The organism is Streptomyces sp. NPDC021093 (assembly GCF_044333135.1).
Lineage (GTDB): Bacteria > Actinomycetota > Actinomycetes > Streptomycetales > Streptomycetaceae > Streptomyces.
In genome coordinates, this window is record NZ_JBIRQJ010000010.1 from 230,590 (window position 1) to 247,153 (window position 16,564).

12 protein-coding genes are annotated in these 16,564 nt (G+C 71.5%); 7 read left to right on the forward strand and 5 right to left on the reverse strand.

All coding sequences use genetic code 11. The features are described from left to right. Positions 1–504: 504 nt before the first annotated feature. Complete coding sequence (locus tag ACH4SP_RS30475; protein WP_398419501.1) at positions 505–1,266, reverse strand: IclR family transcriptional regulator; 762 nt, start codon at positions 1,264–1,266, stop codon at positions 505–507. Between the two features lie 97 nt (positions 1,267–1,363). Between ACH4SP_RS30475 and ACH4SP_RS30480 the strand changes: the two genes are divergently transcribed. Both ACH4SP_RS30480 and ACH4SP_RS30485 read left to right on the forward strand, forming a co-directional pair. After that, positions 1,364–2,530 (forward strand): pyridoxal-phosphate-dependent aminotransferase family protein, encoded by a 1,167-nt coding sequence (locus ACH4SP_RS30480; RefSeq protein WP_398419502.1) that lies wholly within the window; start codon positions 1,364–1,366, stop codon positions 2,528–2,530. A 137-nt stretch (positions 2,531–2,667) separates the two neighbouring features. Then, entirely contained in the window at positions 2,668–5,580 is a 2,913-nt protein-coding gene (locus ACH4SP_RS30485) for an FAD-binding and (Fe-S)-binding domain-containing protein (RefSeq protein ID WP_398419503.1), read from the forward strand. Positions 5,581–5,600: 20 nt separating this feature from the next. Here ACH4SP_RS30485 and ACH4SP_RS30490 read toward each other — a convergent pair whose 3' ends face one another. Then, the gene (locus tag ACH4SP_RS30490) at positions 5,601–6,077 is read right to left on the reverse strand and encodes a GNAT family N-acetyltransferase (RefSeq protein WP_398419505.1); all 477 of its coding nucleotides are present in this window, start codon (positions 6,075–6,077) and stop codon (positions 5,601–5,603) included. A gap of 66 nt (positions 6,078–6,143) precedes the next feature. Here ACH4SP_RS30490 and ACH4SP_RS30495 point away from each other — a divergent pair, with 66 nt between their 5' ends. Next, the gene (locus ACH4SP_RS30495; protein WP_398419507.1) at positions 6,144–6,941 is read left to right on the forward strand and encodes an exodeoxyribonuclease III; all 798 of its coding nucleotides are present in this window, start codon (positions 6,144–6,146) and stop codon (positions 6,939–6,941) included. Between the two features lie 52 nt (positions 6,942–6,993). Here ACH4SP_RS30495 and ACH4SP_RS30500 read toward each other — a convergent pair whose 3' ends face one another. Next, on the reverse strand, positions 6,994–7,614 hold the full coding sequence (locus ACH4SP_RS30500; protein WP_398419775.1) for a MerR family transcriptional regulator: 621 nt from the start codon (positions 7,612–7,614) through the stop codon (positions 6,994–6,996). 285 nt (positions 7,615–7,899) lie between these two features. On the opposite strand from ACH4SP_RS30500, the gene ACH4SP_RS30505 reads away from it, so the two are divergent. The 3 genes from ACH4SP_RS30505 to ACH4SP_RS30515 are packed head-to-tail and all read left to right on the forward strand — an operon-like array spanning position 7,900 to position 11,209. Continuing rightward, a complete protein-coding gene (locus ACH4SP_RS30505) occupies positions 7,900–9,423 on the forward strand; it encodes a flavin-containing monooxygenase (RefSeq protein WP_398419509.1) in 1,524 nt (507 codons plus the stop codon). Then, entirely contained in the window at positions 9,420–10,334 is a 915-nt protein-coding gene (locus tag ACH4SP_RS30510) for an alpha/beta fold hydrolase (protein ID WP_398419511.1), read from the forward strand. The genes ACH4SP_RS30505 and ACH4SP_RS30510 overlap by 4 nt, the downstream gene beginning before the upstream one ends. Beyond that, positions 10,331–11,209 carry an SDR family oxidoreductase gene (locus ACH4SP_RS30515; protein ID WP_398419512.1) on the forward strand — a complete coding sequence of 293 codons (879 nt, stop codon included), beginning with the start codon at positions 10,331–10,333 and terminating at the stop codon, positions 11,207–11,209. Before ACH4SP_RS30510 ends, ACH4SP_RS30515 begins: the two co-directional genes overlap by 4 nt. Before the next feature lie 253 nt (positions 11,210–11,462). Here ACH4SP_RS30515 and ACH4SP_RS30520 read toward each other — a convergent pair whose 3' ends face one another. Both ACH4SP_RS30520 and ACH4SP_RS30525 read right to left on the reverse strand, forming a co-directional pair. Beyond that, complete coding sequence (locus ACH4SP_RS30520) at positions 11,463–14,786, reverse strand: S41 family peptidase (RefSeq protein ID WP_398419514.1); 3,324 nt, start codon at positions 14,784–14,786, stop codon at positions 11,463–11,465. 68 nt (positions 14,787–14,854) lie between these two features. Next, positions 14,855–15,238, reverse strand: coding sequence for an SsgA family sporulation/cell division regulator (locus ACH4SP_RS30525; protein ID WP_398419515.1), 384 nt, complete (start codon positions 15,236–15,238; stop codon positions 14,855–14,857). A gap of 198 nt (positions 15,239–15,436) precedes the next feature. Here ACH4SP_RS30525 and ACH4SP_RS30530 point away from each other — a divergent pair, with 198 nt between their 5' ends. Then, entirely contained in the window at positions 15,437–16,564 is a 1,128-nt protein-coding gene (locus tag ACH4SP_RS30530; protein ID WP_398419517.1) for an energy-coupling factor ABC transporter permease, read from the forward strand.

Here is a 16,564-nt window from a genome sequence, read left to right on the forward strand (position 1 = left end):
CCCGGGGGCTGCCCGGGGGCTGCCCGGGGGCTGCCCGGGGTCGCCCCGTACGGCGGCCGCACTTGTGGTCCGGCCTCGGCCTGGCCTTGCTGAACTTCTCTCCGGCGGGGCGTAGTTGGTCGCTCGGCTGTTCCGGGGAGCAGGGTCGGGTCGCCGGGCTGTCGTTCTGCGGGGGCATTCCGCTTCCTCGGCTGGGCTCTCGTCCTCGGCCCCGGCCCCGGCCTCGCCCTCGGCTTCGTTCCCGCCTTGCCCAATTCCCGCTCGGTGGCTGGCGATTCGCCAGTCTGCTGCTCCGCAGGGTTCGGCGGCTGCTTCCCGTGCTGTCGTTCCGCCGGATCCGGTGGCCTCTCCGGGCTGCCTTCGGGTGCACCTCCGCATTCCGGGCATCGCCTGCCTGACTTCCAGGCGGTTGGGCGTAGTTCGCTGGTCTGCTGCCCCGTAGGGGTCGGCCGGCGGCCGGGGTGCCGGTCTGTCGATCCGGCGGACCCTGTTCCGGGGGCGTGTTCAGCGTTGTTGTGTCGCATGCAGTCGGTTCAGCGATTTGCCGACCTCGCGGGCCACCTCCGCCACTTGGGCCCCGAGGTCGGCGCGTGATTCCGGGGTCATCCTGCTGGTGGGCACGTTGACGCTGATGCTCGCCACCGGCAGTCCGTCCGGTCCGAGTACCGCCGCCGCGACGGCCGAGACGTCCGTGCGCCACTCGCCGCCGTTGGTCGCGTAACCGCGCTGCCTGATCTCCCGCAACTCCGTGCGCAGCGCGTCCGGTTCGGTGATCGTCCCCTCGGTGAAACCCGCCAGGCCGGCGGCGATGTACTGCTCCACCGCCTCGTCGGGCCGGGCCGCCAGGACCGCCTTGCCGTTGGCCGAGGCGTGGCCGGGCAGGACCTGGCCCAGTGGCAGCACGATCCGGACCGGGCGGCTGGTCTCCAGCCGCTCGATGAGGATCACCCGGTCTCCCTCGGGCACGGCCAGGTGCACGGTCTCGTCGGTGCGCCGGCGCAGTTCCTCCATGGCCGGTACGGCGACGTCCCGCAGCCCCAGCTCGCCGGTGGCCTGCCTGCCGACGAGCAGTGCCTTGGTGGTCAGCGCCCAGCGGGTGGGGGTGTTGCCGGTCTGTTGGATCCAGCCGGCCTTGTGCAGCGTGGCGAGGGTCCGCTGTGCGGTGCTCTTGGGCAGTTCCATGGCTCTGGCCAGCTCCGCGACCCCGATCGGCTGCCGGGCGGCGACCTCCTCCAGGGCGCGGAGCGCGTTGAGGACGTTCTGCATCCGTTGACTCCCTCCGGGCGACGCGCCTATGCTCCGCCGTGCCGCAGAACGATACATCGTGCCGTAACACGGCACAAGGGTGAAGGAGTTGCTCGCGATGACACTTCGAACCGGCCGCCACTTCCTGCAGATTCCCGGCCCCACCAACGTCCCCGATTCCGTGCTGCGCGCGATGGCGGCACCCGTCATCGACCACCGAGGGCCCGAGTTCCAGAAACTGACGAACCGTCTGCTGCCCGCGCTGGCAACGGTGTTCCGGACGCGGGGGCCTGTGGTCGTCTTTCCCGCTTCGGGTACGGGCGCGTGGGAGGCGGCCCTCGTCAACACGCTCAGTCCGGGGGACCGGGTGCTGTGCTTCGAGACCGGGCACTTCGCCACGCTCTGGCGGACGATGGCCGAAGCGCTGGGCCTGGACGTCGACTTCGTGCCGGGAGACTGGCGTCGCGGGGCGGACCCGGAGGTCCTCGCGGCCCGCCTCGCCGCTGACCCCGCGCACCGCATCAAGGCCGTCTGCGTCGTGCACAACGAGACGTCGACCGGTGTGACCAGCCGCGTTCCCGAGATCCGTGCCGCACTCGATGCGGCGGACCACCCCGCGCTGCTGCTCGTCGACACCATCTCGTCGCTGGCCTCGATCGACTACCACCACGACGCCTGGGGTGTCGACGTCACCGTCGCCGGATCGCAGAAAGGGCTGATGCTGCCGCCCGGCCTCAGCTTCAACGCCGTCAGCGACAAGGCGCTTGAAGCCGCGGCCGCTGCCCGGCTGCCGCGTTCGTACTGGGACTGGCGGCCGGTGATCGAGGCGAACCGGAACGGCTTCTTCCCGTACACCCCCGCCACCAATCTGCTCTACGGGCTGGAGGAGGCGCTGCGGCTGCTCGCCGCGGAGGGGCTGCCCGCGGTCTTCGCCCGGCACTCCCGGCACGCCGCGATCACCCGGGCCGCCGTGCGGGCGTGGGGGCTTGAGGTGCTCTGTGCGGACGAGCGCGAGCACTCCTCGTCGCTCACCGCCGTGCTGCTGCCCGAGGAGCACGATGCCGACAAGGTGCGGGAGATCGTCCTGGAGCGGTTCGACATGTCGCTGGGGTCGGGGCTGGGGCGGCTCGCGGGGAAGGTGTTCCGGATCGGGCACCTGGGGTGCTTCAACGATTTGATGTTGGCGGGGACGTTGGCCGGGGTGCGGGCGGGGCTCGAACTGGCCGGAGTTCCGTTGGCGCCGGCCGGTGAGGATCCGACTCCGGAGCTCCTGCGCACGGCCTGAGCCCGCGGGCAAGGGAGGCGTGGACAGGCTGCGGGTCCGTCGTGGCTGGTCGCGCAGTTCCCCGCGCCCCTAAAAGCCCGCTCCGCAGCCCTCTCGCTCGCCCCGAGTCGCCTCCGCCCCGGACCCTGGAGCCGCACATGACGACCACCGATGCCCGTCACTCTCTCGAACAGAAGCTGCGCGCCGATCTCGACGGTGAGATCCGCTGCGACGAGTACACCCGTCACCTCTACTCCCGCGACGCCAGCATGTATGCCATCACCCCCCTCGGCGTCGTCTTCCCCCGGCACGCCGACGACGTCCGTGCCACCGTCGCAGCCGCGGCCGAGCACGGCGTCCCCCTCGTTCCGCGCGGTGCCGGTACCAGCCTGGCCGGGCAGACCATCGGCCCCGGGCTCGTACTGGACTTCTCCCGCCACATGAACCGGATCCTCGAACTGGACCCGGCCACCCGCACCGCGCTCGTCGAACCCGGCGTCGTACAGGACCAGTTGAACCGGGAAGCCGCCCCGCACCGGCTGATGTTCGGCCCCGACACCTCCACCAGCAACCGCGCCACCATCGGCGGCATGATCGGCAACAACTCGGCCGGCAGCGGCTCCCTGCGCTACGGCATGACCATCGACCACGTCCGCGCCCTCGACGTCGTCCTCGCCGACGCCAGCACCGCCCACCTGGCCCCCGTCGACGAGGAGGAACGGCTGCGCCGCGCCGCCCTCGACACCCTCGAAGGGCGTCTGTACGCCCAACTCCCCGCGCTGGTACGGGAGAACAGCGACGCCATCGCCAAGGGATTCCCGCGCTTCTGGCGCCGGGCGGGCGGCTACCGGCTCGACCGGCTCGCCCGCGAGGACCAGCCCTTCGACCTGGCCTCCTTCGTCGTCGGCTCCGAAGGCACCCTCGCCGTCACCACCCGCGCCCTCGTGGCCCTCGTCCCCAAGCCCTCCCGTACGGTCATCGCCGTCGGCCACTTCGCCTCCGTCGCCGCAGCCATCGAGGCCACCGAGGACGCGCTCGCCTGCGAGCCCGCCGCCGTCGAGCTCATGGACCGCACCATCCTCGACCTCTCCCGTCAGAAGATCGAGTACGCGCCCCTGTCGGGCATCCTGCACGGCGATCCCGACGCGCTGCTCTTCGTCTCCTTCACGGGCGACGAGGAGGGTGAACTCCTCGGCCAGCTGGACCGGTTGGTGCGGTCGTGGGAGCGGCACGGTCACGGATACCACACCCTGCGGGCCGTCACCGCCGCCGAGCAGGGGGCCCTGCTGAAGGTGCGCAAGGCCGGGCTCGGGCTGCTCATGGCGGCCAGTGAGGGGACGAAGCGGCCGCTGGCCTTCGTGGAGGACACCGCCGTCGACCCCGCCCATCTGCCCGCCTACACAGGCCGGTTCAAGGAGGTGCTGGACCGGCACGGGCTCAAGGCCGGCTTCTACGGGCATTGCTCGGTCGGCTGTCTGCACATCCGGCCGTTCCTGGACCTCACCGACCCGGCCCAGCAGCAGACCATGCGCACCGTCGCCGAGGAGATCAAGGACCTGGTCACCGAGTACGGAGGCGTCAACTCCAGCGAGCACGGCGACGGGCTCGCCCGCAGCGAGTTCAACCGCGAACTCTTCGGCGACGGACTCTACGAGGCGATGCGCCGGGTGAAGGGGATCTTCGACCCGGAGAACGTGATGAACCCCGGGAAGATCGTCGACGCGCCGGCCATGACCGACCACCTGCGCGACGCCGCCCTGCCGCCCGCCCCCGCGCTGCGCACCCGGCTCGACTTCGAGGTGGTGGGCGGGATGCGGGCCGCCGCCGACCGCTGCATGAACATCGGTCTCTGCCGCAAGGAGGGGGCGGGCACGATGTGCCCCTCCTACATGGCCACCAAGGACGAACGGGACTCCACCCGGGGGCGGGCCGGAGCGCTCGTCAAGGCACTCTCCGAGCCCGACCCCAAGGCTGCGCTCGGCGACGAGGGGCTGCACGAGGTCCTGGACCTGTGTCTGATGTGCAAGGCGTGCAAGAGCGAGTGCCCGCTCGGCGTGGACATGGCCTCCCTCAAGGCCGAGGCCCTCTCCCACCACCACGACCTGCACGGGATCCCGCTGCGCTCACGGGTCTTCGGCTCGATCCGCGCCCTCAACCGGCTCGGCTCGACGGCCGCCCCGCTCTCCAACCTCCCCGGCCGGATCCCGCTGCTGCGCCGCCTCTTGGAACGCTTCCTCGGCATCACGTCCCGGCGCCCGCTGCCGCGCTTCGTCCACCACAACCTCGTGCGCTGGTACGGGGGTCGGGCCCACCGGCGAACCCGTGCGAAGGCCGCGCCGCGCGGCGTCGTGACGTACCTCGCCGACTCCTTCACCACCTACACCGAACCCGGGATCGGCCGGGCAGCGATCGAGCTGATGGAGCGCGCGGGCTGGGAGGTGCGGCTGGAGAGCCGCGGCTGCTGCGGGCGCTCCAGCCTGTCCAAGGGGCTGCTCGACGACGCCAACGAGAAGGCCTTCAAGCTCGTCCACCTGCTCGCCGAGACCACCCCCGCCCACTCGCCCGTCGTCGGCTGCGAACCCTCCTGCCTGATGACCCTGCGCGACGAACACCGGGCGATGCTGCCGGGCGACTCGGCCCAGCAGCTCATCTCCGGCCGGGTCCGTCAGGTCGAGGAGCTCCTCACCGAGGCCCTCGACGACGGCACCCTGAAGCTGCGCGAGGACTCCTGGCTCAACGGCCGCACCCTCCTCTTCCACGGCCACTGCCACCAGAAGGCGGAGGTGGGCACGGCGGCGACCATGGAGCTGCTGCGCCGCATCCCGGGGGTCGAGGTCGTCGAACTCGACGCGGGCTGCTGCGGGATGGCGGGTTCCTTCGGCTTCGAGGCCGAGCACTACGACGTGTCCATGCAGGTCGGCGCGGACCGGCTGTTCCCGGCGATCGAGGCGGCGCCGGAGCGTACGGTCGTGGTCGCCACCGGGGTCTCCTGCAGGCAGCAGATCTTCCACGGCACGCGCCGCGACGCCTGGCACCCGGTCCAGCTGGTCAAGGAGGCGCTCCTGCTCTGAGCGCCGTCCGTGGCCAGGGATCAGACCAGGGGCTTGGTGTAGCAGCGGCTCTCGTCGGTGTGGCGGTAGAGGCCGAACTTCTCCGAGGGAAGGTAGCCGCTCGACAGGTAGAGGGCGATCGCCTCGGGCTGCTCGGTGCCGGTCTCCAGGACCATGCGGGTGCGGCCGGCCGCGCGGGCGTCGGCCTCCAGGAGGGTGAGGATGCGGCGGGCCAGGGCCTTGCCGCGGGCCTGGGGGACGACGTACATGCGCTTGAGCTCGGCGTCGCCGTCCGCGTAGTTCTCCTCGCCCGCGCTCTGGGTGCGCCAGCCGCCGGTGGCGACGGGGAAGCCCGCGTCGTCGTATGCGATCAGATAGAGGCCGCGGGGCGGGGCGAACATCGCGGGATCGAGCGGGGTCAGGTCGCCGTCGCCGTAGCGCTCGGTGTATTCGAGCTGCACCTGGTCGTTGAGCTTGACGGCGTCGGGGTGGTCGTAGGCGGCCGGTCTTATCTCCATGCGTACGAGAGTACGAGCGCGAGGCGGGCGCGGTCGGAGGGGTCCGTGGGTCGGTAGGGTTTCTGGATGCTGACTGTGACCTCTGTGAATGTGAATGGCCTGCGTGCCGCCGCCAAGAAGGGCTTCGTGCCGTGGCTGGCGGAGACCGCCGCCGATGTCGTGTGCCTCCAGGAGGTACGGGCCGAGGCCGAGCAGCTGCCGGAGGAGGTCCGGGCGCCCGAGGGATGGCACGTGACGTTCGCACCGGCCGCGGCGAAGGGCCGGGCCGGGGTCGCGCTCTACACGCGCGAACAGCCGTCGCGGGTGCGGGTCGGATTCGGCAGCGAGGAGTTCGACGACAGCGGGCGGTACCTGGAGGCGGACGTGGCGGGCGTCACCGTCGCCAGTCTGTATCTGCCGTCGGGCGAGGTCGGGACCGAGCGGCAGGACGAGAAGTACCGGTTCATGGACGAGTTCATGCTGTACCTGGTGGACCTGAAGGCGCGGGCCGCGGCGGACGGGCGGGAGGTCGTGGTGTGCGGGGACTGGAACATCGCGCACCAGGAGGCCGACCTGAAGAACTGGAAGGCGAACCGGAAGGCGTCCGGGTTCCTGCCGGAGGAGCGGGAGTGGCTCGGCCGGGTCTTCGAGGAGGCCGGCTACGTGGACGTCGTACGGAAGCTGCACCCGGAGGTGGAGGGACCGTACTCGTGGTGGTCCTACCGGGGGCGGGCCTTCGACAACGATTCAGGTTGGAGGATCGACTACCAGATCACGACGGACGGCCTCGCGGGGCGCGCGACGAAGGCGTGGGTGGAGCGGGCGGCCAGCCACGGTGAGCGGTGGAGCGACCACGCGCCGGTGACGGTGGTGTACGGGCTCTAGGGCGGGCCTTGGTGACGGCCAACTGCCCCTGAGCGAAGGGTGGTTGGCGGTCTCAGCTCTTGGGCAAGTGACGGTCCAGGGCCATGGAGAGTTCCGCCTCGACGACGCTCTTGGCGAGCGGGCGCAGGCGTTGTGGGTCGGCCTGGTGGGTGGTGACCAGGCTGATGAAGATCTGTGCGAGTACGTCCGCGTGCTCGCGGACCTGGAGGCCCGCGGCCATGACCTCGGTGAGCGGGACGCCCTCGCGGACCAGGGCCGCCGAGGCGTCGAGCAGGCGGCGGCTGATGTGGACCACCTCGTCGCCGTCGACGGCGAGATAGCCCAGTGCCATCGCGGAGGCGAGGTTCTCGGGGGTGACCTCTCCCTCGAAGTAGTCGGCGAGCTGTTCCGGGGTGAGCCGGACCGGGGTCTCCTCGGTGGGTTCGCCGGGGGTGCCCAGGGCGAGCAGTTCGCCCACATCGCGGCCGCTGTCGAAGGTGGAGGCGAGGTCGGCGATGCCGGTGAGGGTGTGGCCGCGCTCCAGGAGGGCGGCGATGGTGCGCAGTCGGGCCAAGTGGTGGTCGTTGTACCAGGCGATGCGGCCTTCGCGGCGCGGCGGCGGGATCAGCTTGCGCTCGCGGTAGAAGCGCAGGGTGCGCACGGGGATGCCGGCCGCCTCGGCGAGTTCCTCCATGCGGTACTCGCGGGGGGTGGTGGGCGTGCCAGGTGTGCTGGGTGTGCTGGACATGTCGGCCGTGCTGCCGTCGCGGGGGGCGCAGGCCTGTCGGCCGTCCTGCCTTTGTTCGTCGCCCTGTTCGGGGGACTCGGGTGCTTCTTCCACTCGGCGAACCTTATTCCGTACCGTCAGTAACTTTGCCTGCTCTGCCTCTACCGATCAGTACGTTACTGCCTTACGCTCCCAACCACGCCAGTGATTGCTGGCAGAGTTGTGGAGCGTCGAGTGCGGGAGGCGTCGGGCATGGCCGAGTTCGAGCACGAGCATGTACGAGTGGCGGTGATCGGGTCCGGGTTCGGTGGCCTGGGGGCCGCCGTCCGGCTGCGCCGCGAGGGGATCACCGATTTCGTCGTCCTGGAGCGGGCCGGCTCGGTCGGCGGGACCTGGCGCGACAACAGTTACCCGGGGTGCGCGTGCGACGTGCCGTCGCACCTCTACTCCTTCTCCTTCGCGCCCAACCCGGAGTGGCCGCGCACCTTCTCGGGCCAGGAGCACATCCGGGCGTACCTGGAGCACGTCACCGACACCTTCGGGCTGCGCCCGCACATCCGCCTCGACCACGAGGTGACGATGATGGCCTGGGACGCCGACAAGCTCTGGTGGAAGATCGAGACGGCGAACGGGAAGACGCTGGTCGCCGATGTCGTCGTGTCCGCGACCGGGCCGCTGTCCGACCCGAAGACGCCGGACATCCCCGGCCTCGACACCTTCCCCGGCAAGGTCTTCCACTCGGCGAAGTGGGACCACGACTACGACCTCCGGGGCAGGCGCGTCGCGATGATCGGGACCGGCGCCTCCGCCATCCAGATCGTGCCCGCGATCCAGCCCGAGGTCGAGAGGCTGACGCTGTTCCAGCGGACTCCGCCGTGGGTGATGCCGCGCGTGGACCGCGAGATCAGCGGGGCCGAGCGCTGGCTGCACCGCCAGGTGCCCGTCACCGGAAAGGTGCGGCGCAGGATGCTGCGGGGGATCAGGGAGCTTCAGGTCCAGGCGTTCACCAAGCGGCCGAACGAGCTCGGGTTCATCGAGAACATCGCCAAGGCCAACATGGCGAAGTCCATCAAGGACCCTGCCGTGCGGGCCAAGTTGACCCCCTCGTACCGCATCGGCTGCAAGCGGATCCTGCTGTCGAGCACGTACTACCCGGCACTCGCGCAGGAGAACGTCGACGTCGTCGCGTCCGGACTGAGCGAGGTGCGCGGCTCGACGGTCGTCGCGTCCGACGGTACGGAGACCGAGGTCGACGCGATCATCTTCGGTACGGGCTTCCACGTCACGGACATGCCGATCGCGGACCGCGTGGTGGGCGCCGACGGCATCACCCTCGCCGAGGCGTGGAAGGGCGGCATGGAGGCGCTGCGCGGTGCGAGCGCGGCCGGCTTCCCCAACTGGATGACGATCATCGGCCCGAACACGGGCCTGGGGAACTCCTCGATGATCCTGATGATCGAGGCGCAGCTCAGCTATATGGCGGACTACGTACGGCAGTTGGATGTGTTGGGAGGTCGGGTGGCCCTGTCCGTGCGGCCGTCCGCCGTCGGGGCGTGGAACCGCCGCGTCCAGGACCGCATGAAGCGCACCGTCTGGAACACGGGCGGCTGCGACAGCTGGTATCTGGACGCGAACGGCCGCAACACGACGGTCTGGCCGGGGACGACGTCGGAGTTTCGGCGGGCGACCCGGGAGGTCAATCTGGCGGAGTACGAAGTGGTGCGGGCCGGGACGGCGTCGGAGGAGTCCCTTGTGGCCGAGGAGGCCGTCGCATGAGCCGCGCAGTGGGTGGACTCGGGCTTGACGTACGGGAGTTGACCGTCACCTCCGCCGACGGGGCACGGCTGCATGTCGAGGTGTACGGGGACGAGGGCGCGCCGCCGGTGGTGCTGGCACACGGGTGGACCTGCTCGATCGAGTTCTGGGCAGCCCAAATACGGGAGCTGGCACGGGAGTTCAGGGTCATCGCGTACGACCAGCGGGGGCACGGGCGCTCGCCCGACTCCGGCGCGTACTCGGCGGACGGACTCGCCGACGACCTGGAAGCGGTGCTCGCCGCGACGCTCGCCCCCGGCGAGAAGGCCGTGCTGGCCGGGCACTCCATGGGCGGCATGACGATCATGGCGGCGGCCGGGCGGGCCGGTTTCGCGGAACACGCGGCGGCGGTGCTGCTGTGCAGCACGGGGGCCGCGCGGCTGGTCGCCGAGGCACTGGTGGTGCCGATCAGGGCGGGTGCCCTGCGGACCCGGCTGACCAGGTCCGTACTGGGGGCGAAGGCGCCGCTGGGTCCCGTCACGCCGGTCTCGAAGGCCGTACTGAAGTACGCGACGATGGGGCGCGGGGCTGCCCCGGACCGGGTCGCGGAGTGCGCGCGCATCGTGCACGCGTGCCCGAGGCGAGCGCGGGTCGGCTGGTCGCACGTGCTGGACGAGCTCGAAGTCACCGCAGGCGTACGGGCGTTGGGCGTCCCGGTCACGGTGGTCGCGGGCGCCGACGACCGGCTCACGCCGCCCGTGCACGCCCGGGGGATCGAAGCCGCGCTGCCCCACTCGCTGGGGCTGACGCTGCTCACCGGGGTCGGGCACATGTCGCCGGTGGAGGCGCCGGAGTTCGTCACCGGGAGGATCCGTGAGCTGGTGCTGGGGTACGTCGCCGCTGGAGCGGAAACTGGGGAGGAAGTCGCATGAGCTACAGCCTTGAGGGTCAGGTCGCGGTCGTCACGGGAGCGGCGCGGGGCGTCGGCGAGCTGCTGGCGCGGAAACTGTCCGCGCGCGGTGCGAACGTCGCGCTCATCGGGCTCGAACCCGAGCTGCTGAAGGACGTCACGGGACGGCTCCACACCGAGAGCGACTGGTGGTACGCGGACGTCACCGACCACGAGGCGATGGCGCGGGTCGCGCAGGAGGTCAAGGAGCGGTTCGGGAAGGTGGACATCGTCGTCGCGAACGCGGGGGTGGCGTCCGGCGGACCGTTCGTGGACTCCGACCCGGAGGCGTGGCGGCGGGTCATCGAGGTCAATCTGGTGGGCGGTGCGGTGACCGCGCGTGCCTTCCTGCCGGTGCTGATGGAGAGCCGGGGGTACTTCCTGCAGATCGCATCGCTGGCGGCGATCACGCCGGCGCCGATGATGAGCGCGTACTGCGCGTCGAAGTCGGGCGTCGAGGCCTTCGCGCACTGCCTGCGGGCCGAGGTCGGCTACAAGGGCGTGCGGGTCGGGGTCGGCTATCTGTCGTGGACCGACACCGACATGGTGCGGGGCGCGGACCAGGACGACGTGATGCGGGAACTGCGGCAGCGGCTGCCGTGGCCTTCGAACCGGACGTATCCGCTGGGTCCGGCGGTCGACCGGATCGTCGCCGGGATCGAGCGGCGCTCCCCCCACGTGTACGCGCAGTGGTGGCTGCGGGGGATGCAGTCGGTGCGGGGGTATCTGCCGGGGGTCATCGGGACGGTGGGACAGCGCGAGATGCGGCGGTTCGAGCCGAGGCTCAGGGGTGTGAGCAGGGGGTTGGTCGGGGCCGGGGGTGCGGCGGACGAGTCGGCGCGGCGGGGTCGTCCTTAGTCCCCTAGCCCTCTTGGGCACAGGGGCCGCCCCCTGGGGCGGGACGGGTGGGCAAGGGGGCGGCCCCCCACTGCGGCACGCCCCCTCCGCGACCGCCCCGCTCGCTACCGCAGACCGTGCGGGTCGGTGGGCCGCTTCGCGGATTCGGCCCCTCCCCGCCCCTTCCCTAAACCGCTCGCCGCGGGGCCGGTCGTCTGCGTGCGGGTGCGTCGTGGCTGGTCGCGCAGTTCCCCGCGCCCCTGACGGGGCCCTGCTACCTCGGTGGAAGCTGTGGTCTTCGCTTGTCCGGGACCGCCGAGTAGTCCGGTGGGGCCGCCGCCGGGGTTTCCGACAGGAGGTCGAGGGCGACCTGGACCGCGTCGTCCAGGACTGCGTACCGTCCCTCCGCCCAGTCCAGCGGCGTGCGGAGTGCCTCGATGTCGGGGGTGACGCCGTGGTTCTCTACCGCCCAGCCGTACTCGTCGAACCACGCCGCGTTCATCGGCACCGTGATGACCGTGCCGTCGCCCAGCGGGTGGCGGCCCGTCATGCCGACGACGCCGCCCCAGGTCCGCTGGCCGACCACCGGGCCGAGCGAGAGGAGCCGGAAGGCGGCGGTGATCATGTCGCCGTCCGAGGACGTCGCCTCGTCGGCGAGGGCGACCACCGGTCCGCGCGGGGCGTTCGAGGCGTACGAGACGGGTTGGGCGTCTCGCGTCAGGTCCCAGCCCAGGATGCGGCGGGTCAGTTTCTCGATGACGAGTTCGCTGATGTTGCCGCCCGCGTTGCCCCGTACGTCGACGATGAGGGCGGGGCGGGATACTTCCAGTCGCAGGTCGCGGTTGAACTGGGCCCAGCCCGAGCCGCCCATGTCGGGGATGTGGAGGTAGCCGCACTTGCCGCCGCTGAGGTCGCGGACGACCTCGCGGCGCTTGGCCACCCAGTCCTGGTAGCGGAGCGGGCGTTCGTCGACCAGGGGGACGACGGCCACCCGGCGCGGACGTGCCTCCGTGCCCTCAGGGACCTCGGGGAGGAAGGTCAGCTCGACGGTGGTTCCTCCGGCGGCCGAGAGGAGGGGGAAGGGGCCCGCCACCGGGTCCACCGGGCGGCCGTCCACATGGGTCAGGACGGCTCCGACCCGGATTCCCGTGCCTGCCAGGGGTGAGCGGGCCTTCGAGTCGGACGAGTCGCCGGGGAGGATGCGGGAGACGGTCCAATTGCCGTCCTTGACATAGAAGTTGGCGCCCAGGAGGCCCATGGCGCGCTGGTAGTGCGGGGGGCCTTCGTTGCGCCGGGCGGCTGCCACGTAGGCGTGCGACGTGCCCAGTTCGCCCAGGACCTCGCGGAGCAGGTCGGCGAACTCGTCGGGGGACGCGACCCGTTCGACCAGGGGCCGGTACTGGTCGAGTACGGCCGGCCAGTCGATGCCGCCCATCCGCGGTTCCCAGAAGTACGCCTTGATGATGCGGCCCGCCTCCGCGTACGCCTGCCGCCATTCCGCGCCCGGGTCCACGTCGTGCAGGATGCGGCGCAGGTCCAGCTGGACGGTCGAGTCGTTGTCGCCGCGTTCCGTCGACGGTACGGCGCGCAGTTCGCCGTCCTCCATGACGACCAGGCGCGTACCGTCGCCGCTGATCGCGAACCACTCCAGGTCGTCGGCGAGTTCGGTCTTGCGGGCCTTCGCCAGGTCGAAGTGTTCGAGGGTGGGGCGGCCCGAGGTGTCGGCGGGGTTGGCGAAGGTCTCGCCGAGCGCGCCGGAGATCGGCCAGCGCAGCCAGACGAGGCCGCCACCGCTGACCGCGGAGAGGGAGGAGTACTTGGAGGCCGAGACGGGGAACGGGGTGACCCGGTTGGAGAGGCCTTCGACCTCGACCGTCACGGTGCCGTCGCCCTCCGCCGCCTCGTCCGGGTCCAGTCCGCCCGCCGCCGGACGCCCGTCCGGGGAGAGCGCGAAGGGGGAGGGGGTCGCGGAGGACAGCGGCACGAGGTAGGGGCGACAGCCGAGGGGGAAGGAGAGGTCTCCGGTGTGCACGTCGTACACCGGGTCGAAGCCGCGCCAGGAGAGGAAGGCGAGATAGCGGCCGTCGCTCGTGAAGACCGGGTTCTCGTCCTCGAAGCGGCCGTTGGTGACGTCGATGATGAGGGGGTTGGCGGGGTCGTTGATGCGGGCCATCTTGATCTGGCGCAGGGAGCGGCCGATGCCGGGGTGGGACCAGGTCAGCCAGGCCCCGTCGGGGGAGAAGGCGAGGTCGCGGACCGGTCCGTTGATGGAGCGGATCAGTTCGGTCAGGTTTTCCTCGCCCTCCGTCACGGTGAGGAGCAGGAGGCGTCCGTCGTGGGAGGCGACGGCGACCCGGCCGCCGTCCGGATCCGACAACAGCTCGTGCACCCGGCCCAGTTGGCCGGAGGCGAGTCTGCGCGGTGCCTGTGCGCCGGCCGCCCTGGGCAGGTAGGCGATCTCGACGGCGTCCTCGCCCTCGGCGTCCGTCACGAACGCGACCTGCCCGCTGGAGCCCAGCATCTCGGGCAGTCGTACCCGTACCCCCGGAGTGTCGGCGATCGTACGGGCCGGGCCGTCGCGGTGGGTCAGCCAGTAGAGGCTGCCGCGCACCGAGACCGCGCTCGCCCGGCCCGTCGTGTCGACCGCGAGAGCGCCGACGTTGCTGGCGGCCGGGACCTGGTAGCCGCGCCGGCCGGTGCGCGGGCCGCCGAGGCGTACATCCAGCTTGCGCGGCACCCCGGTCGGCGAGAAGTCGTCGACCAGCCACAGGTCGCCCGCGCACTGGTAGACGACCCTGGTGCCGTCCGACGAGGCGTGCCGGGCGTAGAAGGCGTCGTGGTCGGTGTGCCTGCGCAGGTCGGAGCCGTCGACGGCGCAGGAGTAGAGGTTGCCGATGCCCTCGTGGTCGGAGAGGAAGGCGATCCGGTCGTCGGCCACGAACATCGGGCAGTCCAGGTGCCCGTTCAGGTCGGGCAGCAGCCGTTCGCCGTGCAGCCACAGGCGGCCCGTCGCGCCGCCCCGGTAGCGCTTCCAGGCGGCCGGTTCGTGCGGCGGCCTTCCGGTGAGCAGGAGCGTGCGGCGCTCGCCCTCGCAGCCGGGGAGCGAGTCCGAGACCGTGATGTCGGAGACCGGCCCCCACGGCAGCCGGCCGCCGGGACTGCCGTCGGTGGGCAGCGAGTACGCCCACGAGAAGTACGAGAAGGGCTGGTTGTGGGAGGAGACGGCGAGGACCTGTCCGTCGGGCGTCCAGCCGCAGACGCGGGCGTCGACCGCCCCCCAGTGCGACAGCCGCCGGGAGGGCCCGCCGTCCACCGGGGCGAGGTGCACCTCCGGGTCGAGGCTGCGCCACGTCGTGTACGCGATCTGCGTGCCGTCCGGCGAGAAGCGCGGGTGCCCGACCCGGGTCCGGTCCACCGTGAGCCGCCAGGCCCGCCCCGGGGCCGCCCCGGCCGGGGCGATCGGCGCCACCCACAGGTCGTCCTCCGCGACGAAGGCGAGGGTGTCGCCGTGCAGGTGCGGGAAGCGGAGGTAGCCGGGGGACGAGGGGGCGGGGGCGGCGGAACCGGGGCGGGCGTCGTCGTTCGTGGGCACTCGCATGCCCTCATGCTTTCCGCGCCAGGGGGGCCCGGCAACTCGTACAGCGGATCTTTATGCGGTGGAACTTCTTATGCGTACGTGCGCCGCAGGAAGCGGACCAGTGGTGCGCAGTCGAGCTGGAGCAGCACCACGCCCTGTGGTGCCTGCAGCTCCAGCACCGCCTGCACCCGCCCGCACGGCCAGATGCGTACGTCGTGCTGTTCGGCGGGTGCGCGCAGCCCCGCTTCCAGCAGGGCGCGCGGGAACGTCCACACCTGCCGGTCCGGGCTCGGTCCTGGCGAGGGGAGCACGACGCTCACCGCCCGTGCGTCGCGGGCGGGGTCGTGGCGCAGGGTGACCGGGAGGCAGACGGGGGCGGGTGCGTCGGTGATCAGGCCCGCGCGCAGCTCCATCTCGATGGCGGTCAGCGCTTCGGAAGTGGCGTTCTGCGGGCTCTCGACGGTGCGGGACATCGGCCCGCCTCCTCACCTCGTACGTACGCAACACTCACATTCGCATCATTTGCCATCTAATGTCCCATATTTTGCCGCGGGCTCGGTGTGGGTATTTGTACCCAGGGAGCTTTTGCAACCGCTTTGCAATAACTCCCTATCATCGAACGGTTGCCCACTCTGAACGCTCCGTAGCGGTTCGAACTCGGGAGTACCGCCATGCATGTACCCGACGGAATCATCAACGCCCCCGTGTCCGTGGCGGCCGGAGTCGTGGCGGTCGCCGCCGTCGGCGTCAGCCTGCGCGGCGCCCGGCGCGAGCTGGCGGACGAGCGGGCGGCGCCGCTCGCGGGCCTGGTCGCCGCGTTCGTCTTCGCGGTGCAGATGCTGAACTTCCCGGTCGCCGCCGGGACCAGCGGGCACCTCCTGGGCGGTGCGCTCGCCGCGATACTCGTCGGCCCCTACACGGGTGTGCTCTGCATCTCCGTGGTCCTGCTCATGCAGGGCATCCTGTTCGCCGACGGCGGCCTGACCGCGCTCGGTGTGAACATCACGGTGATGGGCGTCGTCACCGTCCTCGTCTCGTACGGGATCTTCCGCGGCCTCCTGAAGGTCCTGCCGCGCGGGCGGCGCCGCTCGGTGACGGTGTCCGCCTTCGTCGCGGCGCTCGTCTCGGTCCCGGCCGCCGCCGCCTTCTTCACCCTGATCTACGCGATCGGCGGCACCACGGACGTGCCCGTCGGCAAGGTGCTGACCGCGATGGTCGGCGTGCACGTACTGATCGGCATCGGCGAGGCGGCGATCACCGCGCTCACGGTGAGTTCCGTGCTCGCGGTGCGGCCCGACCTGGTGCACGGGGCGCGCGGGCTCGCGGCGCCGCTGAAGCTGCGGGTGGGGGGCGAGCTGGTGGACGCGGCGGCCCCGTCCTCCCCGTCCTCTCCGTCCTCTCCGTCCTCCTTGTCCTCCCCGTCCTCGAAGGACACGGCCGCCGTGCCGGTCGCCGCGCGGTCCTCGCGGAAGTTCTGGGTCGTGGGGCTGCTGACCGCGCTCGTCCTGGCGGGCGTGGTGTCGTTCTACGCCTCCGCCAGCCCGGACGGCCTGGAGAAGGTCGCCGCCGACCAGGGCATCGACAAGAACGTGCGCGAGCACGCCGCCGCCGACTCCCCGCTCGCCGACTACGGCGTCAAGGACGTCGGCAACGCCCGCCTCTCCGGCGGCCTCGCGGGCGTCATCGGCGTCGGCGTGACCGTCGCGGTCGGCAGCGGCGTCTTCTGGGCGGTCCGCAGGCGGCGTACGGACGCGGGCGCCCCGGACTCCTCCGCGGCCTCGGACAGGACGTCGGTCTGA